Origin of the sequence: Herbiconiux daphne, assembly GCF_024979295.1 — a bacterium.
GTDB classification, from domain to species: Bacteria; Actinomycetota; Actinomycetes; order Actinomycetales; family Microbacteriaceae; genus Herbiconiux; species Herbiconiux daphnes.
This window is the reverse complement of the sequence record NZ_JANLCJ010000001.1, coordinates 698,193-721,832: the sequence shown is the minus strand read 5'-3', so window position 1 is coordinate 721,832 and position 23,640 is coordinate 698,193. Positions and strand designations below refer to the sequence as shown.

The 23,640-nt window shown below is 68.2% G+C and carries 24 protein-coding genes; 12 read left to right on the top strand and 12 right to left on the bottom strand.

From position 1 onward, the window contains the following. Positions 1-3 precede the first annotated feature (3 nt). From N1032_RS03730 to N1032_RS03715, 4 genes are all read right to left on the bottom strand, one after another. Positions 4-1,506: a sugar ABC transporter ATP-binding protein gene (locus N1032_RS03730; RefSeq protein WP_259537513.1), complete on the bottom strand. Its 1,503-nt coding sequence runs from the start codon at positions 1,504-1,506 to the stop codon at positions 4-6. A gap of 90 nt (positions 1,507-1,596) precedes the next feature. After that, positions 1,597-2,601, bottom strand: coding sequence for a sugar ABC transporter substrate-binding protein (locus tag N1032_RS03725; RefSeq protein WP_259537512.1), 1,005 nt, complete (start codon positions 2,599-2,601; stop codon positions 1,597-1,599). A gap of 74 nt (positions 2,602-2,675) precedes the next feature. Beyond that, positions 2,676-4,403 (bottom strand): hydantoinase B/oxoprolinase family protein, encoded by a 1,728-nt coding sequence (locus tag N1032_RS03720; protein ID WP_259537511.1) that lies wholly within the window; start codon positions 4,401-4,403, stop codon positions 2,676-2,678. 2 nt (positions 4,404-4,405) lie between these two features. Continuing rightward, complete coding sequence (locus tag N1032_RS03715; RefSeq protein ID WP_259537510.1) at positions 4,406-6,460, bottom strand: hydantoinase/oxoprolinase family protein; 2,055 nt, start codon at positions 6,458-6,460, stop codon at positions 4,406-4,408. 465 nt (positions 6,461-6,925) lie between these two features. On the opposite strand from N1032_RS03715, the gene N1032_RS03710 reads away from it, so the two are divergent. Further along, positions 6,926-9,277: a serine hydrolase gene (locus N1032_RS03710; protein ID WP_259537508.1), complete on the top strand. Its 2,352-nt coding sequence runs from the start codon at positions 6,926-6,928 to the stop codon at positions 9,275-9,277. 113 nt (positions 9,278-9,390) lie between these two features. Next, complete coding sequence (locus N1032_RS03705) at positions 9,391-9,618, top strand: RNA-binding S4 domain-containing protein (protein ID WP_259537507.1); 228 nt, start codon at positions 9,391-9,393, stop codon at positions 9,616-9,618. A 265-nt stretch (positions 9,619-9,883) separates the two neighbouring features. Here N1032_RS03705 and N1032_RS03700 read toward each other — a convergent pair whose 3' ends face one another. The 3 genes from N1032_RS03700 to N1032_RS03690 are packed head-to-tail and all read right to left on the bottom strand — an operon-like array spanning position 9,884 to position 11,624. Then, a complete protein-coding gene (locus N1032_RS03700) occupies positions 9,884-10,369 on the bottom strand; it encodes a pyridoxamine 5'-phosphate oxidase family protein (protein WP_259537505.1) in 486 nt (161 codons plus the stop codon). 56 nt (positions 10,370-10,425) lie between these two features. Further along, positions 10,426-10,974: a putative immunity protein gene (locus N1032_RS03695; protein WP_259537504.1), complete on the bottom strand. Its 549-nt coding sequence runs from the start codon at positions 10,972-10,974 to the stop codon at positions 10,426-10,428. A gap of 44 nt (positions 10,975-11,018) precedes the next feature. Next, positions 11,019-11,624, bottom strand: coding sequence for a TetR family transcriptional regulator (locus N1032_RS03690; RefSeq protein ID WP_259537503.1), 606 nt, complete (start codon positions 11,622-11,624; stop codon positions 11,019-11,021). A gap of 85 nt (positions 11,625-11,709) precedes the next feature. On the opposite strand from N1032_RS03690, the gene N1032_RS03685 reads away from it, so the two are divergent. From N1032_RS03685 to N1032_RS03670, 4 genes are all read left to right on the top strand, one after another. After that, complete coding sequence (locus tag N1032_RS03685) at positions 11,710-12,405, top strand: GOLPH3/VPS74 family protein (protein ID WP_259537502.1); 696 nt, start codon at positions 11,710-11,712, stop codon at positions 12,403-12,405. A 72-nt stretch (positions 12,406-12,477) separates the two neighbouring features. Then, positions 12,478-13,098: a small multidrug efflux protein gene (locus N1032_RS03680; RefSeq protein ID WP_259537501.1), complete on the top strand. Its 621-nt coding sequence runs from the start codon at positions 12,478-12,480 to the stop codon at positions 13,096-13,098. A gap of 96 nt (positions 13,099-13,194) precedes the next feature. After that, entirely contained in the window at positions 13,195-13,845 is a 651-nt protein-coding gene (locus N1032_RS03675) for a nucleotidyltransferase domain-containing protein (RefSeq protein ID WP_259537500.1), read from the top strand. After that, on the top strand, positions 13,832-14,215 hold the full coding sequence (locus N1032_RS03670; protein ID WP_259537499.1) for a hypothetical protein: 384 nt from the start codon (positions 13,832-13,834) through the stop codon (positions 14,213-14,215). The genes N1032_RS03675 and N1032_RS03670 overlap by 14 nt, the downstream gene beginning before the upstream one ends. Positions 14,216-14,219: 4 nt before the next feature. Here the strand turns inward: N1032_RS03670 and N1032_RS03665 are convergent, their stop codons facing one another. Next, on the bottom strand, positions 14,220-14,567 hold the full coding sequence (locus N1032_RS03665) for a MerR family transcriptional regulator (RefSeq protein ID WP_259537498.1): 348 nt from the start codon (positions 14,565-14,567) through the stop codon (positions 14,220-14,222). Positions 14,568-14,651: 84 nt separating this feature from the next. On the opposite strand from N1032_RS03665, the gene N1032_RS03660 reads away from it, so the two are divergent. Next, complete coding sequence (locus N1032_RS03660) at positions 14,652-15,542, top strand: NAD-dependent epimerase/dehydratase family protein (protein ID WP_259537496.1); 891 nt, start codon at positions 14,652-14,654, stop codon at positions 15,540-15,542. On the opposite strand, the gene N1032_RS03655 is transcribed toward N1032_RS03660, so the two are convergent. Both N1032_RS03655 and N1032_RS03650 read right to left on the bottom strand, forming a co-directional pair. Continuing rightward, a complete protein-coding gene (locus N1032_RS03655) occupies positions 15,524-16,309 on the bottom strand; it encodes an alpha/beta fold hydrolase (RefSeq protein WP_259537495.1) in 786 nt (261 codons plus the stop codon). The two genes, N1032_RS03660 and N1032_RS03655, sit on opposite strands and share 19 nt — an antisense overlap. 58 nt (positions 16,310-16,367) lie before the next feature. Further along, positions 16,368-16,928 carry a MaoC family dehydratase gene (locus N1032_RS03650; protein WP_259537494.1) on the bottom strand — a complete coding sequence of 187 codons (561 nt, stop codon included), beginning with the start codon at positions 16,926-16,928 and terminating at the stop codon, positions 16,368-16,370. A 284-nt stretch (positions 16,929-17,212) separates the two neighbouring features. Here N1032_RS03650 and N1032_RS03645 point away from each other — a divergent pair, with 284 nt between their 5' ends. Both N1032_RS03645 and N1032_RS03640 read left to right on the top strand, forming a co-directional pair. After that, positions 17,213-18,127, top strand: a complete 915-nt coding sequence (locus tag N1032_RS03645) for an AraC family transcriptional regulator (protein ID WP_259537493.1) — start codon at positions 17,213-17,215, stop codon at positions 18,125-18,127. Beyond that, the gene (locus N1032_RS03640; protein ID WP_259537492.1) at positions 18,124-18,858 is read left to right on the top strand and encodes a helix-turn-helix transcriptional regulator; all 735 of its coding nucleotides are present in this window, start codon (positions 18,124-18,126) and stop codon (positions 18,856-18,858) included. The genes N1032_RS03645 and N1032_RS03640 overlap by 4 nt, the downstream gene beginning before the upstream one ends. Before the next feature lie 50 nt (positions 18,859-18,908). On the opposite strand, the gene N1032_RS03635 is transcribed toward N1032_RS03640, so the two are convergent. Continuing rightward, on the bottom strand, positions 18,909-19,658 hold the full coding sequence (locus N1032_RS03635) for a zinc-binding dehydrogenase (protein ID WP_310795914.1): 750 nt from the start codon (positions 19,656-19,658) through the stop codon (positions 18,909-18,911). 263 nt (positions 19,659-19,921) lie between these two features. Beyond that, entirely contained in the window at positions 19,922-20,983 is a 1,062-nt protein-coding gene (locus N1032_RS03630) for a YihY/virulence factor BrkB family protein (RefSeq protein ID WP_259537491.1), read from the bottom strand. A gap of 238 nt (positions 20,984-21,221) precedes the next feature. Between N1032_RS03630 and N1032_RS03625 the strand changes: the two genes are divergently transcribed. The 3 genes from N1032_RS03625 to N1032_RS03615 are packed head-to-tail and all read left to right on the top strand — an operon-like array spanning position 21,222 to position 23,551. After that, positions 21,222-21,767 (top strand): hypothetical protein, encoded by a 546-nt coding sequence (locus N1032_RS03625; protein WP_259537490.1) that lies wholly within the window; start codon positions 21,222-21,224, stop codon positions 21,765-21,767. Positions 21,768-21,790: 23 nt separating this feature from the next. Further along, complete coding sequence (locus N1032_RS03620; protein WP_259537489.1) at positions 21,791-22,939, top strand: zinc-dependent alcohol dehydrogenase; 1,149 nt, start codon at positions 21,791-21,793, stop codon at positions 22,937-22,939. A gap of 12 nt (positions 22,940-22,951) precedes the next feature. Then, positions 22,952-23,551: a hypothetical protein gene (locus tag N1032_RS03615; protein ID WP_259537488.1), complete on the top strand. Its 600-nt coding sequence runs from the start codon at positions 22,952-22,954 to the stop codon at positions 23,549-23,551. The last annotated feature ends 89 nt before the right edge of the window (positions 23,552-23,640 follow it).

Genomic DNA, 23,640 nt, shown 5'->3' with positions numbered 1-23,640 from the left:
CTCCTAGAGGAAGGCGGCGGACATGATGTCCTCGCGGTCAGCGGGGCTGGGGAACTCGGCGACGACCCGTCCCGCACGCAGCACGAGGATCCGGTGCGACAGGGCCATCACCTCCTCGAGCTCGGAACTGACCACGATCACGGCGGTGCCGGCCGCGGCGAGGTCGAGGATCAGGTTGTGGATATTGACCTTGGCGCCGATGTCGACGCCTCGTGTGGGTTCGTCGATGAGGAAGACCTCCGGCGGTGTGACAAGCCACTTGCCGAAGAGCGCCTTCTGCTGATTTCCGCCTGACAGCGCTCCGACCGGCACGTGTCGCACGCTGCCACGCACGTCGACCATCGCGACGACGCGGTCGACCGCCGACGCCTCGGCACCCTGGCGCACGATGCCGCCGATCTGGCGTCCGCCTAGTGAGGGCAGGGCGATGTTCTCGGCCGTGGTCCGGCGCAGCACCAGCCCCTCGTCTTTGCGCGATTCCGGCACCAGGGCGAGGCCGCGGTCGATCATCCGGCGGATCGTCGCCCGGCGCACCGGAACCCCCGAGACCGACACGCGGCCCGCGGTGATGCGATCGGCACCGAAGAGCGCCCGGAGCGTCTCGGATCGGCCGCTGCCGACCAGACCGGCCAGACCGAGGATCTCGCCCCGGCGCACCTCCAGGCTGACGTCGAGGATGCGGTCGTTGGTGAGCCCCTCCGCCTTGAGCACCACCGGGGCGGAATCCGGGAGAGGGGCCGGAGTCCGCGACAGAGCGGCGACCTCACGACCCACCATCAGCCGCACGAGCGAGTCGCTGGTGTGCGCGGATGCGTCCTCAGTGGCGATCTGGGCTCCGTCGCGGAGCACGGTGATGCGGTCGGCAATGCCGAGCACCTCGTCGAGGAAATGCGACACGATCACGATCGTCGTGCCCCGGGCCGCGAGAGTGCGCAGCACCTCCAGAAGATGCTCGGTCTCGGCCTCCGCCAAGGCGGCGGTGGGTTCGTCGAGGCACAGCACGCGCGAGCCGCGAGCGAGTGCCTTCAGGATCTCGACCTGCTGTGCCTTCCCGAGCGGCAGCGAGGCGACCAGCGCGTGCGGATCGAGATCGAACCCGACCTCGGCGCAGAGTTCGTCGAAGCGGCGCCGGTCGGCGGCCGGTGTCGCGAATCCGGCCGCGTTCGCCCAGCCGCCCAAGAAGACGTTCTCGAGCACGGTGCGCTGCGGCACGAGCGCGAGTTCCTGCGAGATCAACGAGACGCCATGGGCGATCGAGTCCCGCGGGCTGGAGAGCCGTGTCGGCACGCTGTCGAAGAGCACGGCTCCCGCGTCGGCCGTGATCGCGCCGCCCAGGATCTTGAGCAAGGTCGACTTGCCGGCCCCGTTCTCGCCGAGGAGGCCGTGGATCTCGCCCGGGGCGATCTCGAACGAGATCCCGCGCAGCACCGATATGCCGTTGTACGACTTGCCGACCCCGTCGAGCGCGAGCACCGGGGTGCTGGTGAGCGTCGTGGGCTTTCCCATCGATGTTCCCTTTCGTGATCCGTGGCGGAACGAACGTTCCCTCCGGTGGAACCCGCCTTCGCGGTCCACCGGAGGGAGACGCCGAGACGATCAGTCGTCGTAGGTGGCTTCGAAGCCCTCGAGGTTCTCCGCGGTGCCGATCCCCTTGCTGGGGGTCAGATCAGCCTCGGAGATGGCCACCTCGACGTCTTCACCCTGGTGCTTCTTGATGCCCAGTTCCGCAGCCGTCTCGCCGTTGAGGTAGAGATCGAGCGTATAGGTGGCGAACCAGTCACCGCTTCGCACCGCCTCGATGGCCTGACGCGAGGAACCGTTGCCGATGAACAGCACCGGGCTGTCCGCTCCCGCGGCAAGCCGAGCGCCACCGACCGCCTGCGACGAACCGATCACGACGTCGACATCCGGGTTGGCGGTGATGATGTCCTGGAAGGCGGCCTGGCCGGCATCCGCCGTGTACCCGCCCTCGACCTGCGCCACGACCTCGGCGCCACCTGCGGTGAGCGTGTCGACGACGGCCTGGGTGCGGGCATTGTCCAGCGGGAGGGCTCGGAAGCCCTCCATGTACCCCACCTGACACGGGTCGGCCTTCGCCTCCTCGCAGGCGAGCAGGCCCATCTCGCCGAGCTTCTCACCGTTGACCACGGCGGGATCGACGACGGAGATCGCACCGTCGATCTGCGGCTCGACAGTCTCGAAGTCGGGGCCGACGGCCGTGAACTCCGTGACGACCGTGATGCCGGCCGCGATCGCCTCTTCGAGGGGGCGCTGCACGACGAGGTTGTCGTTGGCCTGGATGATGATGATGTCGTACTGGCCGGAGGTCACGGCATCCGTCACCTGCTGGGCCTGGAGCTGGCCGTCGAAGTTCGAATCGACGAACTCCGAGGTCGCGCCCAACTCCTCGGCCTTCGCCTCGACGCCGTCGTAGACGCCCTGAGCGAAGGAGTTGGCGGCGGCGAAACCGAAGAAGCCGATGCTCAGCTGCTCGTCGTCTGCACTGTCAGCGGAGGGCTCGGGGCCTGACCCGGCGCAGCCGGCCAGGAGGGCGACCGTGGCCAGGGCCAGGCCGGGGACTGCGAAGTATTTCGTCTTCATGGCAGATATCGCTTCCTAGTGTGTGTGTCGTGATGGGGCGGGATGTGTTGCGGGGTGGACTTCAGGGGTGGGCTTCAGGGTGTCGACTTCAGGACGTCGTGGGTGTAGCCATAGTCCGACTGCGCCTGCTCGGCGGAGACGAACCCGTTCTCCACGTCGTAACGCACGGCCTCGAGATCGCGCTCCTCGGGGTTTCCGTAACCGCCTCCGCCGCCGACGGCCAAGCGGATGATCGTGCCCTTCGCCGCCGGCCGGGCATTGACCTTGAGCGTGCGGAACTCCTCAGGCGTCCCGGGATCGATGACCACCTCCGGGCCTACGGCGTCATCTCCGCCGAACAAGCCCCAGGCCGGCGTCATGGAGCGTTCGAACCAGAGGCCGAACACGCCGTCGGCGAGGAACTCGTACTCGCGGATCACACCGTTGCCACCGCGCCAACGACCGGCCCCACCCGAGTCGGGGCGGATCGAGTACTCGCGGATCCGGAACGGCCACTTCGTCTCGACCATCTCGATCGGGAAGTCCTGGAGCGAGCCGTTGACGTTGTTGATCAGGGCCGACTCGCCGTCCGCTCCCTCCCATGCTCCCCAACCGCCGAGGGTGGCCTCCATCGACACCCAGTTGCGACCGACCCGCGGATCGAACCCGGCGCTGGTGATGATCATCGAATCCCCGTGGCTCGCGGCGGCGACCCGGTTGGGCAGAGCAGGGGCCAGCGCGCGCGAGACCATGTCGATCAGCATGCCCAGATGGGAGAAGTACCACTGACAGGCCGCGGGGGCGACCGCACCGAGCACGGAGCCCTCGCGCACCTTCACCGTCAGCGGCCGGAAGGATCCCCCGTTGGAGTTCGTCTCAGGGCTCACCAGGATCTTGTACCCGACGCGCAACGCCGAGATGGCCTGCGCGACGCCGCAGTTCACAGGGCCTTGGGTCTGGTCGGCCGATTCCGTGACGTCGAACTCGATCTGGTTGCCCGAGACCGTGACCGTGAGTTTGATCGGGATGGGCACGTCGAGCGTGATGCCGTCGTTGTCGAGGTAGCCCTCGGCCGAGTACACGCCGTCGGGGATCTCCCGCACGCGCTCGAGCTCGAGCTCTTCGGTCTGACGGAAGATCTCGTCCCGCGCGGCCTCGATCACGTCGAGGCCGTACTTGCGCACGAGCTCCTGCATCCGGATGGATCCCATCCGCAGGGCCGCGATCATCGCGTGCATGTCACCGACGGTCTGGTAGGGGAAGCGGGTGTTCGTCTGGATCAGCTCGACCACATCCGTCTCCACCCCCTGGGAGATGAGCTTGACCGGGCCCATCCGGAAGCCCTCCTGGAAGATGTCGGTGGAGTCCATCGAGGCTCCGACGTCTTTTCCGCCCATGTCCATCCAGTGGGCGCGGGTGGCCGAGAAACCGACGAGCACCCCGTCCACGAAGACGGGCGCGAAGATGGTGACGTCGTTGAGGTGGGTGCCGCCGATGTAGGCGTCGTTCAGGATCCAGACGTCGTCGTCGCGCCACACGTCGCGACCGTACTTCTCCTCGACCGCCTTGGAGCAGGTCTCGATGTTGCCGAGGAAGAGGGGAAGCCCGGCAGACTGCCCGAGCACCTGATGGTGCTTGTCGAGCAGGGCGACGACGCAGTCGCCGCCCTCATAGATGATCATCGAGTACGCCGAGCGGATGAGGGTGGCGTTCATGTCCTCCGCGGCGCTCGTCAGGGCGTTGCGCAGGATCTCGACGGTGACAGGGTCGACAGTGACCGGGTCGACAGTGACCGGGGATGCGGTGGCGGTGGTGGACGTCATGTTCAGGCCTCAATTCCGAGTTCGAGATTGGTGATGATGAGCGTGCCGTGCTCGTCGACCGCCACCGAGAATCCCGGGGGCACGACGGTGGTGGCGGTGGCCTCGATGACGATCGCCGGGCCGGTGAAGACGTGTCCGGCCCGCAACGCGTCGCGCTCGGTCACGACGGTGTCGAGCTCCTGCCCGTCGAAGATGACCTTGCGGATCTCGTGGGCGAACTCCGGGCCCTCCGCTGCGGCGATCAGGAAGGCGTTCGCCGACTCGAGCCGGCCGACGACCCGGGTGCGCAGGGTGACGATCTCGATCGGGGCGCCCAGGGTGGAGTGCCCGTATCGTGCTTCGTAGGCTTTCGCGAACCGGGCGCCCAGGTCGTCCAGGAAGTGCTCGGCCATCGGTTCATCCGCGCTCTCCAGCGGCACGGTCAAGAAGTACTCCTGGCCGAGGTAGCGCACGTCGACCGCATGCTCGGCGGAGCGGTCGGCGGCGGGGATCCCTTCGCTCTCCAGCGAGGCCAGGGCCTCGGTCTCGACACCGCGCAGCACGCGGCTCATGTCGGTCGTGTCGATGTCTTCGTCGAGGAAGTAATAGGGCTCGGTGAAGTCGCGCCGGATGTCGCCCTGCAGCATCCCCCAGGCGGAGAAGGCTCCGGGGAATCGCGGCACGATGGTCTCGCGGATGCCGAGTTCCTTCGCGAGGAAGACCGCGTGCATCGGGCCTGCGCCGCCGAAGGCGACGAGCGAGAAGTCGCGGGGCTCGATGCCGCGCGAGATCGTGATCGTGCGGATGGCCTGGGCCATCTGTGAGTTCGCGACGTTGCAGATGCCCTCGGCCATCTCGACGACGCCGAACCCGAGCTTCGCACCGACGGATTCGAGGGCGCTCACCGCAGCGTCACGGTCCAGGCGCATCTGGCCGCCGGCGAAGTTCTCGGCGTCGACCCGGCCGAGCACGAAGTTCGCGTCGGTCACCGTGGGTTCCGTGCCGCCGCGGCCGTAACAGGCCGGGCCGGGCTGGGCGCCCGCCGACCGCGGACCGACCCGCAGACCGCCGGCCTCGACCCAGGCGACCGAGCCGCCGCCCGCGCCGATGGTGTGGATGTTCACGATGCTCATCAGCATCGGGAGGCCTTCGAGCGTCGCCTCGGTCGAGACATCCGGCACGCCGTTCACGACGAGGGAGACGTCGAACGAGGTGCCGCCCATGTCGACACCGATCAGGTTGTCGTTGCCGACGATCTTCGTCAGGGCCTCGCCGCCGACGGCGCCACCGACAGGACCGGAGAGCAGTGTCTGCAGCGGCCGCTCTCTCGCCGATCTGGCGGTGAGCACTCCGCCGGAGGACTGCATGATGTGCAGGGGGGCCTCGACACCGCGGGCGGTCAGCTTCTGTTCGAGGTCGACGAGATAGCTGCGCACGACCGGGCCGGTATACGCCTCGATCACCGCCGAGGAGGTGCGCTCGTATTCGCGCCACTCTTTGGCGGCCTCGTGCGAGAGCGAGACGGTGAAGTCGTCGCCGAGCACCTCGCGGAGAATCTCGCGCGTGCGCAGTTCGTGGCTCGGATTGCGGTAGCTGAAGAGGTAGCCGACGGCGACGGCGCCGTACCCCTCGCGCTTCGCGCGCTCGGCGGCCTCGCGCACGGCGGCCTCGTCGAGCGGCACGAGTTCGCTGCCGTCGTACTGGAAGCGGCCGGCGATGCCGACCACGTCTTTGCGCTCGACGAGCGGCTCCGGCTTGCGGTACTGGGCGTCGTAGAGTCGCATCCGGGGCCCGCGGGCGATGTGGTAGACGTCCTGCACCCCGTCCGTCGCGAGCAGGAGCACGCGCACTCCGCGCCGCTCCAGAAAGGCGTTCAAGCCCTGCGTGGTGCCGTGCACGATGAAGTCGATCTCGGCCAGGTCGTCGATCATCGATTCGAGCCCACCCAGCACGCCGGTGCTGAGTTGCCCAGGGGTCGTCGACGCCTTCGTCGCCCGGAACTCCCCCGTCGCCTCGTTGAACGTCACGATGTCCGTGAAGGTTCCGCCGATATCCATCGACACCCTGTAGCTGGTCACTGCATGCCTCCTGCTGAATCTGAATTAGCGTGAATGCTATGGGGGCAGCAGACCGCGGAGGAGGGCAGAATGCACTCTCAAACAGGTGAGCAGGATGCTATTCGCATAATCCGCACGCGCAGCACATTCGGCTGTTCGACCCCGATGGCCTCAGATCGGCGGAAACTCGCCGAAGTATCCCGGCGCGACAGTCATGTTTCGGCGACGTAAGAACTGTGTTACGTAGCGCCGAGCCGCCCCGCGGATGAGTCGGACGCCCGCACCAGCCAGCCGGCACATCAGCTGCGCTGGGATGGTGCCGGACGGTAGGCGAGCCTTCCGCCAGGGAGACTAGGAGCCGTTCCTAGTGGCACGAAGGTAAGGGTCTGATTAGCTGCACGAGGCGCCACCACCTGTTGCTGCGCGGACTGGGCGTAGCTGGGGCGATTGTGCGATCTCAACATGTTTCTCAATCAGGGGGTTCTCGTGGCGAAGGTGCTCGGATGGTTTATCGCTGCTGGTCTGGTGGTTTGTGCCACTGCTCCCGGTGGGGCGGCCGTGGCGGCGTCGGCGGCGCCTGTTTCGACGATTCCCGTGGGGCAATTCCCTTTCCACATAGCCGCCAGTAGTGACGGCTCGGAGATGTACGTCGCAAACCAGAATGACGGCACGGTGAGTGTCATCGACGTGGCTACCAAGACGGTGGAACGGACTATCACCGGGATGGGGAACCCTGTCGACCTGGCGATCGCAAGCGACGGCACGCTGTACGCCACGCAACGCGACGCTCCAGCCGTGACTGTCGTAGCTTCAGACTCGACCGAAGCCACCGGCACCCTCTCCATCGGTGCCGAGGCGACAGCAATCGGGCTCGCACCGGGAGACGCCAATCTGTGGGTGGCGCTTCCTACGGAGGTGGTGGCGGTCGATGTCACTTCAGGCGCGGTCGTGGACACGTATCCCGGATTCCAGAACCCGACAGACATCGTCGTCGGCGCAGGCGGAGACGTGTACGTAACGACCTCTACCGGAAACACTGTGGCAACGATCTCGGCAGGCGCGGTCACACAGAGCCAGCAACTCACCACATTGCAGAATGGGTTGACCGTCGCGGGAGACACCGCCTGGGTGTCCGCGGGACCCCAGGGGGGTTCAGGCACGATCACGCAAGTCAATCTGTCTGACGGCAGCATCGGCTGGACCGCCGCTGTAGGCGAACTACCGGCGGCCGCTGCGGCCGACGCGAACGGAAACCTCTACGTTCCCAGCGTCTATTCCGGTGAAGTCACTGTGGTCGCCCCCGATGGATCTGTGGTGGATCAGATCGATGTGGGAGCCGACTCCGGACCCATCAGCGTCGCGGTCAGCGCAACGAGCGTGTTCGTGGTGCTCAGCGCTTCCAACGAGGTCGCCGTGTTCGCACAGCACTCCAACGGAGTCAGCGACCCACTTACCTCCGCCCCCGTGCTTGCTCATCCGGTGACGCCGGCCGGCAATTACACGGAGGACGGCACGCCCGGAGTCAACACGGCCATGTCCCCGGAGTTGCAGACCAAGCTTCAAGAGCGCATCGACGCGTTCCAGGCGCAATACAACGTGGTCGGGCTCTCCGCTGTTGTCATCACCCGAGATCCCGCCAACGGTGAACCGGTCACGACTCACTTCAGTGCCGGCAGCCCGAAGGCGGGATCGACCGAGAAGGTCAACCCGTCGACGCAGTACGAGATCGCGTCGCAGACGAAGGTCTACACCTCAGACCTCCTCGCCTACCTGGTGGCCGATGGTCGTGTCTCGTTGGATGACACGGTGCAGACGTATGCTCCGGCAGGGATCGTCGTGCCGAAGTGGACGAACCCCGACGGCACGGACACCGAGATCACGCTCCGCGATCTCGCTACCCATCAGGCTGGGCTTCCCGACTCGCCGCAGAACTACTACTACGGCTGCGACGGCCATCCCAATTGCACCAACCCCCTGCCCTATTACACGCAGGATCTGCTCTGGCAGAACCTGGCGGCATATCCGTTGCTGTGGAAGCCGGGCACGAATTGGTTGTACTCCAACTTCGGATTCGGCTTGCTCGGCACCATCCTCGCCGATGTGATCGATCCGACAGCCACGCTGACCGACCCGCCGAAATACGAGCCTGCTTTACGGGGGGCGTTCCTTGACGACCTCGGGATGTCGTCAACCACACTCGGCACCGGGCCGCACATGGCGACCCCCTACCTGACCGACACCGATCACACGGCGAACACGGAAACCTACTATTGGTTCGACACCAACGCCCTAGCGGGCATGGGCGGATTGGTATCCGACGCCAACGACATGGCGGTCTGGGACAAAGCGCACCTAGGCGACATCCCTAAGGATGCTCCGCTCGGCGTCACATCGATGGCCGATACTCTCGCACCGCAGAGCACCATCACCACGATGTGTGCAGAACCCGATCCCAGCACGTGCACGCCGACCGAGAACTTCCAGATGGGACTCGGCTGGCAGCTCTACCCCGCGTCCACGGGCATGGGCGTGGCCTGGGCGTTCAAGAACGGAGGCACCACCGGATTCAGCTCAGACACGGTGCTCGCTCGCGACCAGGGCCTCGCCGCCACTGCGATGTGGAACCAAGGCCGGCCGCTGAACCAGAACATCGAGCTGGCGCCCGCGCTTCTCTCGCTGATCGTGCACTTCAAGGCCGAGGAGCACCGCCTCGCGGCCACCGGCGCCGACGCGGCTTCGCTGCTCCTACCTGCCATCGGTGCCGCTGCCTGGATCGCCGGCGGGGCTGCGGTGATCTTGATCCGCCGTCGTCGCCCTTCGATGCCTGACCTCCGCTGAAGACGAAACACGAACCTTCGGTCATGTGCCCTGATCTAGAATGACGCCCCAACCTGACGGAACAGACGATTCGGAACGGGTGGGCGCTCCCCCGCATCGGCTAGCATTCCGGCATGGCGAACGCAGACCCGATCGATGACGTCTCGATCGGCGGCGAGAGCATCCGGCTCGGGCAATTCTTGAAGTTCGCGGGGCTTCTCGACACGGGCGGCACGGTGAAAGAGGCCATCATCGACGGCTTCGTGACCGTCAACGGCGAGGTCGACCGGCGCCGTGGCCGACAACTCCAGCTCGGCGACGTCGTCAGGTTCGACGGGCGCGTGGCCCGCGTCTGCCCGTGATGCGTCGAGGACATCCGAATAGACGGGCGGGGCGCTTAGAGATTATGAGTAACAGCATTAGTCATAAGACGGCATGACGGTCATTATGACTAACGTCGGCTCGAAGTAGGCGCCGTCAGGACAATGGTCGTGCCCCGTATTGGGCGCGAACTACGGCAGACCACGACGATCCAGCAACACGTGGACGCTGCCGGATGCGATCGTCGCGGAGCGGGCCGGGCGACGCGAACGCAGTTGAAAGATCCGCTGCCGCCCGCCACGCCCGCTAGAGGTCGATCTTCTCGTTGTCGATGTCGATGGGCGTGCCGGTGACCTTCGACTTCACGAAGCTGAAGACAGTGGCGAGGGTGGAGCCGGGGGTGTCCCAGTACTCCGCCGAATCGGTGTGCACGATGAGCGCCCGGATGGACGGGTCGGTGCGACCACCGGGGAACCAGGCTTCGACGCTCGGGTCCCACATCTCGTCGATGTAGCTCTGCTCGGTGGTGAGTTCGGCGTTGCCGGTGACCGAGACCCACGAGCTGTTCGCGCTGAAGGCGAGGTCCACGATCGGGTTCTTCGCGATGCGCGTCGCCGTCGACGACTCGGCGCTGAGCAGGAACCAGAGGTCGCCGTCGAAGCGGTGGTGCTGCTGCTGCATGGCGAACGGCTGCGACACCGGATGCCCGGCGTCATCGAGGGTGACGATCATCGTGATGGGGAAGTCGTCGAGCAGATCGGCCAGGGTCGCGATGTCATCGGTGTCGGTCATGGGGTGCTCCATTCGGTGGTGAGGGTCCACACGCTACGCCGGGCCCTTCGCTTCGCCTAGCGGCTCGCAGCCAGTCCCAAGCCGGACTGGATCGCACGGATATTGGCCCCCAACGCTCCGGACGCTAGCAGCCCCACACCCAGCGGGCCCGACGGGTCGGCACCGAGCAAGGGCAGGCGTCTCAGCGCGACTCGAACCTCGTCGGAGAGGTGCTCGAGCTGCCACGCGATCTCTGCCTCTCCAGCCTCAGCGCTCTCGCCCGGGGCCGCGAGCGCCGCCGCCTTCGCGGCATAGGCGGCCGCACCCAGGGCGTGCGCGCCCATGTGCGCGACCCCCGCCGCCTGGCCGGCCGACCAGGCCGCGGCCTTCGCCGCAGGCGAGTCGACCACGTGCGCTGCCCGATTCGCGACGAATCGACGACGGATCTCGCCCGCGGCATCCAACTCGCCGTCGGAGAACCTGCGAGCTCGAGCGATGGCGTCTCGAGGGCGGTCGTCGGCCGGCGCCTCCGCCTCGAACAGGGGCAGCACTCTCTCGGCGCAGTCGGCCGCCCACGCAGCGACGAGCCGGCGGTCGGGTTCGCTGAGCGTCTGCGCTGAAGCCATAGCAGCACCTTCGCACGCAGCCGGGGCAACCGCGGCGTTTGGCGCTATCGCGCCGCGCGGGGCGAGGCTGGGAGGTCGAAGACCGCGTCCACGGCGAAGGCCAGCGTGGCCGCCTGCTGCTCGAGGTAGTCGGCGCGGTGCGGCAGGGCGCGCTCGATCGAGAGTCCGTCGACGACGGTGAGCAGGAGGTGGATGCGCCGCACGGTGTCGCCGGGGGCCAGCGCGCCCTCGGCCTCGAGAATCGCGAGCCAGGCCCCGACCCGGCGCTCGGCCTGGGCGACGATCAGTTCGTAGCCGGCCCGCGCATCCGGAGTCGTGTCGGCGCCCGGAAAGGCCCGGAACAGGCTCTGCCACACCGCGAACGCGTCGGCGTCGTCGGCGCCGAAGGGTTCGAACAGGCGCCACAGGCACTCCCGCAGGCGCTCGCGGGGTGGCACCGACGTGTCGCGGATGCGCTCGTCGGGCATGGCCGCGTCGTAGGTGGCGGTGAGGGCAGCGTTGATGAGATCGCGCTGAGTGGGGAAGTAGTGGCGCAGCGTGCTCGCCCCGACGCCGGCGTGCGCCGCGACCGCGCGCACGCTCAGGCGTTCGGCACCGTCGCGCATCATCGCCGTCACCGAGGCGAGGATGCGATCGCGTGTGCTCTCCATGGATTCCCACCTCCCGCGTCGATTCTAGACGCCTGACACGGTGTATTAGTACACCGTGCTAGTACAGTGTGCTAAAGTAGCTCGCATGACCGAAGAGACCGCAATCTCAGAGCAGGCCTCCCGGCTGATCGCCGAAGACGTTCTGCTCGTGCTGTTCCAGCCCTCGTCGGGCACGATCGCCGGCGAGACCACCCTCTTCTACGTGCTCGGCAGCGCCGTGCTCACCGATCTGGCCCAGCAAGGGCGGGTGCAGATTCAGGATGCCGGCCTGCGGGGCACGTTGATCAGCGCCGCCGGCGATCGGCCCGGCGACGAATTGCTCCGTTCCGCGTGGGACTACGTCGCCGACAAGCCGCGCGGTGTGCAGACCGTGCTCGCGGCGAGCGGACCGACCTTGCGCGGGCGGCTGCTCGGCCGCCTGGTCGCACGAGGCGATCTCGATCGGCAGCAGAAGAAGGTGCTCGGATTCATCCCGTCGACCGAACTCCGCGAGGGCCGCACGGGTCACCGCGCCGAACTGATCGCCGCCATGCGCGCCGTGCTCGTCGACGGCGCCGCGCCCAGCGAGCGGATCGCCGCGATCATCTCCCTCGTGTCGGCGAGCGGCGGCCTGCCGGTGCTCGATCGCGAGATCCCCTGGTCGAGCAACACGGCCACGCGGGCGAAAGCGCTCGAGCAGGGCGACTGGGCAGCGGATGCCGCCGCGGCCGCCGTCACCCGCACGATGACCGCGGTCGTCGCGAATGCGCTCGTCGCGGCGCTGGTGGCCTCGAACCGCTGAACCTCACGCCGCCCGCCTCACTCCTCCGGGACCGACCCGGTCGCACACTTCATACCTCTTATAGGAGACAACATGGACATCGTCGGATTCATCCAGCACCTCATGTCGCAGGTGCCCATCTTCGTGCAACCCCTCATCGTCGCGGTGGCCGCGATGATCCCCTTCGTCGAGGGCGAGCTCGCCTCCGTGCTCGGGGTATGGGCGGGCCTCAACCCCGTGGTCGCGGCCGTTGCCGCTGCGGCGGGCAACTTCGCGTCGGTGTTCGTCGTGGTGGTCTTCGGCGCTCGCATCCGGGCGGCGATCGTGGCCCGCAGGGCCCGTCGCGCGGCCGCGGCTCGGGCCGACGCCACCGCCGTCCAACGCGTCGCCGTCCGGCCGTTGGTGCCGGCGAGAGGTGGCGACACCCCCGCGGCGACCGACGAGGCGGCGTTCGCCGAGCAGCCCGCCCTGGAGCCGAAGAAGCCGGAGTCGAAGGGCGTGCAGCGCTTCAAGCGCTTCCTCGTGCGCTTCGGCGTGCCCGGTGCGAGCATCCTCGGCCCTCTCGCCATTCCCACGCAGTTCACCTCGGCCATCCTGGTGTCGACCGGCGTGCCGAAGAGCTGGGTGCTGCTGTGGCAGGCGGTCGCGATCAGCCTCTGGACCACCCTCACCACCCTGATCGCAACGGGCGTGCTCGCCCTCGTCGAGGGCTGACGCCCATCGCCGCGAAATTGGCGACCCCGGGCCATGTATTGTTTTTTCGTCAGATGTAATGGAAAATCATCATCTGTGACGAAATAGTGTGAGGTGATGATGCAAGTCCAGGCCCCGTTCTTGGCGGTCACGCGCTCGCTCGATGGCGCCGTGCTCGACTCGCTGGTGCACGCCCATGCCCCGATGAGCATTGCAGAGATCGCCCGATCGACCGAGAGCTCCTACGCCGGCGTGCGGAGTTGCGTGCTGCGGCTGACCGCGCAAGGAACGGTGCGAGCCAGCCCAGCGGGTAAGCTCACGCTCTATTCGTTCAACGCCGAGCACATCCTCGCCCCCGCCATTCGCGACATCGTCGGGGCGAAGAGCAGGTTGTGGGAGCGCATCGCGACGCTCGTCAGCGAGACGTTCGCCACTCCGCCTGTCTATGCGGCGGTGTTCGGATCGGCCGCCACCGGCACGATGCGCGATGACAGCGACATCGATATCTTCCTCGAGCGCCCGAAGGCGGCCGACCACGATCGCTTCGATGTCGATGCCGAGTCGCTCGCCTGGCAGGTGACGCGTCTCACGGGCAATGAGGTGCGCCCGCTCGTCTACGGCGAAGAAGAGGTGTCGGGCGCGATGGCCGATCAGCGCGTGCTCGCCGACATCGCGCGTGACGGAGTGACGGTGGCGGGAGACGCGGCCGGGTTCCGAAGTCGCCTCCGCCGCGGCATCCGGACGATGTCCCACAATGCCGCGAGTTGATCGTGACCCCGGCGTGCTCGACGGGCGCACGACCAAGATGGTGCAGTTCGTCGAGGCCACGGAGATCATTTTCGCCCTCGCAGATGACGACGACTTGCGCGACGTCGTCGTGACTCTCGCCGTTCACGCCGGCATCGCGGCATCCGATGTGATCTGCCTGCGCCGGCTGGGCTGCTACTGGCAGAGCGGTAACCACCACGACGCCATCGAGCACCTGCGCAGGGCCGACGCGGAATCGGCGGGGCACCTGTCAACGCTCCTCTCGCTGAAGACTCGCGCGGGATACGGACACAGCACGATGTCAACGAGCAATGTGACCCGATCGGTGCGCGCCATGCAGCATCTGGCGGCAGCGGCCCGCCGCGCGTGAGAGCTCAGCGACCGATGCGCGTCAGCGACTCCGTCAGGGCGTCGCGGGTGCGCAGCAGGTCGCGGGCGCGGGAATCCATGTCGTCGCGAAGGGCCACCACCTGGTCGACGATGGCGGGGCACTGGTCTTCGACCTTCTTGCCCCGCGTGCACGGCAGGATCTGCTCGATCAACGCCGACGGCAGACCCAGGTCGAGCAACGTCTTGATGGTGCGCACGGTCGCGACCGCCGACTCGTCGTAGTCGCGGTAGCCGTTCGACCGGCGCTCGGGGCTGATGAAGCCGAGCTGCTCGTAATAGCGCAGCGATCGAGCGCTGGCACCCGTCGTGCGGGCGAGCTCGCTGATTCTCATCGTCACCTCACGCTTGACCTTGACACTGATGTCACAGTTTAGCGTGAGGTCGTGCGGCGAGAGGCGCCGCAGAACGGATGCGCAATGAACGTCTTCATCGTCGGGGGCACCGGCTACCTCGGCTCGGTGCTCGTGGAACACCTCCTGCAGGCCGGGCACTCCGTGCAGGCCCTGGCTCGGTCGGAACAGAGCGCCGACAGGCTTCGTGCCGCCGGCGCGGTTCCGGTCGCCGGATCGATCAGCGACACCGATGTGCTCGCGGCGGCGGCGGCGAGCGCCGATGCGATCATCTATGCGGCATCCGATTACGCCGCGACATCCGAATCGATGCAGCTCGAACTCGACGCCGTGGCCACCATCGTCGCCGGTGCGTCTACGGCGACGCTGCCGAAACCGGTCGTCTACACCTCGACCGGGCTGGTCTACGGGTTCGATCCGATCGACGCCCGCGAAGACGCCGAGCTGCCCGAGATCAGCGCCCAACCGGTGAAGGCCAAGGCCGAGCGGATCGTGCTCGGCACCGATGCCGTGGCGGGCGTCGTGATTCGCGCCGGACTCATCTTCGGGCGCGGCGGAAGCGGCCTCGTCACCGGTCTCATCGCCGGGGCCGTCGCGAACGGCGCCTCCACCTACATCGGCGACGGCACGAACACCTGGTACCCCGTGCACGTCGACGACCTCGCCGAGCTCTACCTGCTCGCCCTCGAGCGACCGCAGCCGGGCATCGTCAACGCAGCCGGCGCCGTGCCGTTCGCCTTCAAAGACCTGGCGGCGGCCATCGGCGAGCTCACCGGAACCCCCGTCGTCTCGGTTCCGCTCGACGTCGCCGAGCAACGGATGGGCCCCGGCGTGCGCACCATGACGATCTCGAGCCGGCTGCCGGTCGACAAGGCCCTCGCGAGCTACGGCTGGCAGCCGAGCGCGCGATCGCTGCTCGACGACGTGCGCGCGGGCTCCTACTCGGTGCCGGCCTGAGCGGCGCCGTCCTCAGCGGAGTCTGCCTGAGCGGCGCCGTCCTGAGCGGCGGCGGCGAGCTCGGCGATAGCATCGGTGATGACCTTCGCCACTTCGGCCGGCTTGGTCTGCATGACCAGGTGCGGCGCGTCGAGCTCGACCACCTTACGGGCGCCGGCGCGCTGGTAGCCGAAGCGCTCGACATCCGGGTTGATGGTTTGGTCGGCACTCGAGACGATGCCCCAGCTGGGCTTGGTCTTCCATGCCGCGGCCGGCGCAGTCTCCGAGAACGCCACGGCGGCAAGCGGACGCTGACCGACGGCGAGCACGCGGGCGGTGTCGGTCGGCACGCCGGCGGCGAAGACCTCGGCGAACGATTCGATCTTGACCGAGACATCCGTTCCCGGGTCGGCCCCCTCGATGGGGTAGGGCGAGTACACCAGGTTCGAGGCGAGCAGCGAGTCGGGGAAGCCGCCCTGCAGCTGGCCGAGGCTCTCGCCCTCGTCGAGCGCGTAGCCCGCCACATAGACGAGTCCGATCACGTTCTCGGCGACTCCGGCGACTGTGATGACCGCTCCGCCGTAGGAGTGACCGGCCAAGATCACCGGCCCGTCGATCTGCTCGACGAACGATTTGATGTAGGCCGAGTCGCCGATCAGGCTGCGGTTGAACACCGGGGGCACGAGCACGGTGTAGCCCTGGTTCAGCAGCTCGAGGGTGACGGGCGCCCAGCTGCCGGCGTCGGCGAAGGCTCCGTGGACGAGCACGATGGTGGGTTGGGTGGACATGATGATCTTCTTTCTGGGTTGAGCACGGAATGTGCGAATAGGTGCCTGGACGGCGGGTTCAGGAGGCGGCCGGAGTGCGGCGCAGCAGGTAGGTGTGCTCGGCCGTCAACACGATCTCGGAGCGCTGGTTGTGCACCGTCGCCGACGCGGTGACGATGCCGTTCGGGCCATCCGGTGTCAGCGCGGTGATCTGCAACGCGGAATACAGGGTATCGCCGGCGTGCACCTCGCCGAGGAAGGTGGCCGACAGGCCGGTGAAGGCGATGAACACCTCGCCGATCACGTGCGGGAAGAGGGTCGCGCCGGGTGCGGTGAACGCGAGCACCTGCAGCCCGTGCACCACGGGAGCGTCGTGGCCGTGCGCCTTCGCCCACACGGCGTCGTAGTGCACCGGGTGATTGTCGGCCGACACCGCCTGAAACGCCGAGGCATGGGCGTCGGTGAGGGTGCGACTCGGTGCGCGGAAGACCTCGCCCACCTCGAGCTGCTCGAACGTGCGCGGCGGCACGATCGCGAAGTCGAGCGGGTCGAACGTGCGTTCACCCGTCGCGTCGATGCCGATCGGCACATCCGTGTAGGTCGGCACGTCGGTCGTGGCGGTGGTTGCGGTGGTCGTCATGGCGGTTCCTCTCTGGGGTGTGACGATGTGTCGTCGGCCCGTGATCATGAAGATCGCCGGGCGGATTCACTGTGCCCCGCGGCGGCGACGGCACGTCGCGATCTGCGCCTGGGGGCCGGATCGGCGCAGAAAAAGCCGATTCTTCGACAGAGCGAGTGAGCTGCTCCGGTCGCGGGCACGGATGATTGTGGAATCATCGATTCGCCGGCCCCGACCGTGAACCGGGCTGCGAGTCCGACCAGGAACCCCGACCGTGAACCCGACCGTGATGAGGAGCGTGACCCGTGCAGCTGCCCTCGAACCCCTCGTGCGTGCTCGTGCAGATGAGCGCGAAGACCCTCGTCGACGCGCCTGCCTACCGACGGATGTCGCGGCACGAGTTCGGTGCGCTGTCGATGTCGCGCATCGCCTCCGTTCCGCAGAAGGTGACCGCCCTCCTCGATGAGGTGCACGCGCGTTCCACCGAGAGCGCTCAGGTGCAGCTCGTGCACTCCGGAGAGCTGATCCTCGATCAGGGTGGTCATCAGACCCGGGTCGGTCCCGGCGGCGTGGTGGTCTACGACGTGAGCCGACCCTTCGAGTTCATCTATCCCCGCGAATTCCGAACCACCATCGTCCAGTTGCCCACGGCGTCGACGGGAGCCTCCAGCGGCGTGCTCAAAGCACTCTCCGAACGCGGCGCCGCCCACGGCTCGCCCTCCGGAACCGTGCTGTCCGGGCTGCTCCGGGTCGCCGATGCCCAGAGCGAGACGCTGGGTGAGAACAGCCGCGACGCCCTCTCGCGAGCCATCGTCGACGCGGTGCGGATGGTGACCCGCGAACACTCCGGGGCCGGCACGCTCGATGCCAGGCGCGCGGGTCTCGCCGAGGCCGCTCGCGACATGGCGCGACGGCACCTGAGCGATCCCGGGCTCTCGGCGGCGGCGATCGCGAACCGGCTGCACGTGTCGGTGCGCACGCTTCACGCGGCCTTCGAAGACGAGCGCGAGACGCTGGGTCAGATGATCCGGCGCCTACGGCTCGACGCGGCCCGGCGGCAACTCGAGGGCACCACAGCGTCGGTGCGTCAGATCGCCGAGGATGTCGGTTATCTCGACGTCACCCACTTCATCCGCACCTTCAAGGCCAGCGAGAACCTCACCCCCGCCCAGTGGCGGCGCCGCCGGCTCGCGCGCCCCTGGGAGCACGCCCGGCTGTGACCCACCGTGATCCCGCTCCGCAGATCGTGCGGGTGACAGGACTCGGCGGCACTCCGCCGATCACGCCACCGGATGTCTGGATCGAGGTCATCGGCACGACCATCCGTCTCGTGCCGATGAGCCAGAGCCCGGCGACGCCGGGCGGCACGGGCGACGCCGACGGCACCCTCGTCGAGATCGAGCTGCTCTGGTTGACCGGGGCGGAGTCGGCGGTGATCGAGCAGGGGGCGATCGACGGTTCGGCGGGACTCGGGGGCGCGATCGCCGCCCTGGTGCTGGGCATGCCACGAGCAGCGGGCGCTCCGCACGCTCTTCTGCGGCGACAGATCGCCGTCACGGTGCGCGGAGTGGTCTCCGCCGTCGCGAGTGAACGGGTCGAGGCGGGCACGGCGAGCGCGACCCCTCAGCAGCAGCTGGTCGTGCGGGCGATGCAACTCGTGAACTCGGGGCTCGACGACCCCCTGCTCACCAGCCGCACCATCGCCGATCGGCTCGGTGTCTCGCTCCGCACCCTGCAGGTCGCGTTCCGCGACTCGGGCCCATCGCCCAGCGCGCTCATCTGGGCCCTGCGGCTCGAACGGGCGCAGCTCGAGGTCGCCGCCTCGGCCGAGCCGCTGACCAGGCCGGAAGCGGTCGCGGTCGGCACTCGCTGGGGGTTCCGCGGCGCCGCGCACTTCACCCGCGCCTACGAGCGCCGATACGGCGTGCGGCTCGGGCGCTCCAGCGACTGAAGCCCGCGCCGACACCCACGCGCCCGCGCCCGCCGCGCGCACCCGCCCCCTCAGAACCGCAGCAGAACCTTGCCGACGCGACCGGGCACCGCACTCGCCGCCGCGGCCTCGCGCGCGTTCTCGAACGGGAAGACCGCCTCGACCGGCAGGGCGACCTCGCCCGAGCCGATGCGCTCGAACAACTCGGCGAACAGCGCGGCACGCGTGGCGGCATCCATGTCTCGGCTCACACGGCTGCCCCAGAAGCCCTTCACCGTGATGTCGTTGAAGATGAGGGCGCCCGACGAGATCTGCAGGTCACCCGAGCCCATCGCGCCGAACGACACGAGGGTGCCACCCTCTCCGAGCAGGCCCACCAGGTCGTTCGCCGAGGCACCGCCGACCGAGTCGACCGCCGCGCGCGGGCTCGCGCCGCCCAGCAGCGCCGCCGCGGCATCCTGCCAGCCGTCGTGCTCGGTCGAGACCACGTCGTGGATGCCGATGGCGGCGAGCTCGTCGACCCCGGCGTCGCGTCGCACGAGGCCCAGCACGCGCACTCCGCGGCGGGCGGCGAACTGCGCGACGAGCCGGCCGACAGCGCCGTTCGCGGTGTTCTGCGCGATCCACTCCCCTGGTGAGACATCGAGGTAGTCGAGCAGGCTGAGCGCGCTGAAGGGCATCGCGATGAGCTGCGACGCGGTCTCGTCGTCGATGCCGTCGGGCACCGGGATGAGGCCGGCCGCCTTGGCCACGAAGTACTCGGCCCAGACGCCGAAGACGCCTCCCGCGGCGACCCGCTGGCCCACCTGCAGCGAGGTCACGCCGTCGCCCAGGGGCGTCGACCACGCCGACGGCCTCGGTTCCGGATGCCGCCGGCAGGGCGGGCTTGAAGCCGTAGGTGCCGCGGATGGTCCAGAGGTCGTGGTTGTGGATGGGCGAGAGCACCGTGCGCACGCGCACCTCGCCGGGACCGGGCTCGGGCAGCGGGCGGTCGGTGATCTCGAGAACGTCGGTGGCTTCGCCGAAGGTGGCGTGGGTGAGGGAACGCATGCTTCCAGGCTACGTCGTGCCCCGGCGCCGTCGGCTATCCGTGAGACCGGCCGCTGTGCTCACGGATGCGGCGGCCCTCGTCGATGTCGTGCTGCTCCTTCGCGGCGATCTTGTCGCTCTTGCGGGTGTCGCGCGGCGGCAGCTGGATGTCTTCCTCGGCGGCGATGCCGGCCTGCAGCTGGCGGCCCCGCTCGAGCTCGGCGTCGAATTCGGCGCCGAAGAGGATCGCGTTGTTCACGATCCAGAGCCAGAGCAGAAACACGACCACGCCGGCGAGCGAGCCGTAGTTCTTGTCGTAGTTCGAGAAGTTCGCGACATAGAAACCGAACGCCACGGTGGCGATCGCCAGCACGACGAGGGCGAGCAACGCCCCCATGCTCATCCACCGGAACTTCGGCTGCTTCGCATTGGGCGTGGCGTAGTAGAGCACGGCCAGAATCAGCACGAGCACCAGTGCGAGCGCCGGCCACTTCGCGATCGACCAGACCACGGTGGCGGTCTCGCCGATGCCGAGCGCCGATCCGACCGCATCCGCCACCGGGCCCGACACCACGAGGATGACGGCGGCGACCACGATGAGCACGAGCGCGACCACCGTGACGAGCAACTGCACGGGCTTGAGCTTCCAGAACGGTCGGCCCTCGTCGATCTCGTAGATGCGGTTCATCGCTCGGCTGAACGCCGTGACGTAGCCGGATGCCGACCAGATCGCGACGAGCAGACCGCTGACCAGCGCGAAGCCGGCGGTCGGCGACGACGCGAACTGCTCGATGGGGCCGCGCACGATGTCGGCCGTTCCGCCGGGTGCGACGTCGTCGACGATGCCGAGGATCGCATCCGCCGCCGCCTGGCCCTGCCCGACCACCCCGAGCAGCGAGAAGATCGCGATGAGCGCCGGAAACAGCGCGAGCACGGCGTAGTAGGTGAGGCTCGCGGCGATGTCGGTGCACTGATCGGCCGAGAACTCGCGGGCGGTCTTCTTCAGCACGTACATCCAGGAGCGCTTCTCGAGGTCGGTGGGGCCGTCGGGCTTGCGCGGGTCATCCGGGTCGGGTGCGTTCGTGTCGGTCTTCGAGCGCGAGGTGTCGGTGCTCATCGGGAAGTCCTTCGGTCGGGGTGCGACGCCGTGTCGCATCCCTCCACTCTCGGCCCGTCGCCGGTTTCGGCCGCCCCCTTGCCTTCTGGCGCAGAAGGTGCCGCAGCGCGCGGCCCGCTCGATCGACGAGACCTACGGATGCCGCCGTGCTTGCGTCAAGTCGGGGCCGGAGTCAACCGGGTCGCCGTTTTGCGTTTCAGGTCGATGGTGAGAATCAGACCTCAAGACGGGAAACACCATGTCAGAACGCAACACGCTCGTACGCTCCCTCCACGACGTCGGCCTCGCCGCCTGGTTCGGCGGCACCCTGATGGGAGCTGTTGGCCTGAACGGCGCCACCGCCAAGGCGGCGGACCCGACCGAACGCCTCAGTTTGTCGTCGCTCGGCTGGGCGAAATGGGCACCCGTGCAGCTCACGGCGATCATCGCCCACGGCATCGGCGGCGCAGGCCTCATCCTCGGCAACAAGGCACGCCTGGCCGGCCAGCCCGAGGCGCGCACGAACACCGGCGTCAAGCTCGTGATCACGGGGGTCGCCGCGGCCGCGAGCCTCTACTCCGGCATCCTGGGCGCCACCATCGGCAAGCACGCCGATGAGGGCGGCGAGGGCGTCACCGAGCCAGACGCGAAGGCCTCCAAGAAGCTCGCGGCCGCTCAGCGCAAGCAGAAGGTCTTGCAGTGGGTCATCCCGGCGCTCACCGGCACGCTCATCGTGCTGGCCGCTCAGCAGGGCGAGCAACAGCGCCCCGTCGCCGGCCTGCTGCACAAGATCACCGGCAAGTAACCACCGCACAGAGAGCAGTCGCCGTGAAAGCAATGGTCTACCGCGGGCCCTACAAGATCCGCATCGACGAGAAGGACATCCCGCGCATCGAGCACCCGAACGACGCCGTCATCCGCGTCACGCAGGCGGCGATCTGCGGCTCCGACCTGCACCTCTACCACGGGCTGATGCCCGACACCCGGGTGGGCACCACCTTCGGGCACGAGTTCATCGGAGTCGTGCACGAGGTGGGTCCGTCGGTCGAGAACCTCTCGGTCGGCGACCGGGTGATGGTGCCGTTCAACATCTACTGCGGCTCCTGCTACTTCTGCGCCCGTGGCCTGTTCTCGAACTGCCACAACGTCAATCCCAACGCCACGGCCGTCGGCGGCATCTACGGCTACTCGCACACCTGCGGCGGCTACGACGGCGGTCAGGCCGAGTTCGTGCGGGTGCCCTTCGCGGATGTCGGGCCCACCGTCATCCCCGACTGGCTCGACGACGAAGACGCCCTGCTGATGACGGATGCGCTGGCCACCGGCTACTTCGGCGCCCAGCTCGGCGACATCCGCGAGGGCGACACCGTCGCGGTGTTCGGGGCAGGGCCCGTAGGCCTGTTCGCGGCGAAGTCGGCGTGGTTCATGGGCGCCGGGCGGGTGATCGTGATCGACCACCTCGAGTACCGGCTGGCCAAGGCCCGCGAGTTCGCGCAGGCCGAGACCATCAACTTCGCCGAGCACGACGACATCGTGGTGACGATGAAGCGCACCACCGACTTCCTCGGCGCCGACGTCGTGATCGACGCGGTGGGCGCCGAGGCCGACGGCAACCTCACCCAGCACATCACGGCCGCCAAGCTCAAGCTGCAGGGCGGCTCCCCCATCGCCCTCAACTGGGCCATCGATTCGGTGCGCAAGGGCGGTACCGTCTCGGTGATGGGCGCCTACGGCCCCATCTTCAGCGCCGTGAAGTTCGGTGACGCCATGAACAAGGGGCTGACGCTCCGGATGAATCAGGCTCCCGCCAAGCGGCAGTGGCCACGGCTGCTCGAGCACATCAAGAACGGTCACCTCAAGCCGAACGACATCGTGACCCACCGCATCCCGCTGGAGCACATCGCCGAGGGCTACCACATGTTCTCGGCGAAGCTCGACGGCTGCATCAAGACCATCATCACCACCGACGCCGCATAAGGAGTGCACACCGTGGATCTGCACAGGCCGTACATCGCCGACAAGCCCGCCGTTCGCGAGACGAGCGACGAGCTGCGCGCCCGCATTCCCGGCTGGGGCGCCGACCTCGACCCGGCCGATCGCCCCTCCGTGCCGCGCGAGCGATACGCGCCCGACGAGACGGGGGCGCACTGGGAGTTTCCCGACCGGCAGCCCGAACTCCTGCCGCGGGAGCGGTCGATCGAGCACGCGATGCTCACACCCGTGTTCGGAACCGTGGCTCCGCTGCACGGCATCTCGGGCGCCATCCGCCGGGCTGCCTATCGCTACAGCGAAGCCCGTGCCGCTCATTGGCTGCTTCTGATCGCCGGCGACCGGGCGGATGCGATCACCAACCACCTGAGGTCGTTCGCCACCCGTCGACCCGACAACCCCCTCACCGAGACCGGCATCCTCAGCGAGGGCCGCCGGCACGGCCTGTCGTCGCGGCGGGGTTCGAAGCGGGTCGACAACCGTCACACCTGGATCGACCCCATCCTCATCGCGGGCCCCTGGGTCGTCACCGGCATCGTGGCCGTGCGAGTGGTCGGCAAGGCCGCCGCCCGGATGCGCCGAGGGGGCGGTCGGGCGTGACCGCGCCGGTCGGCGCCGAGGGGGGCGCGGGTGCCGCGGGCTCGGGCGGCACTGCCGCGGGCTCGGGCGGCGCCGATGGCGGCGCCGTT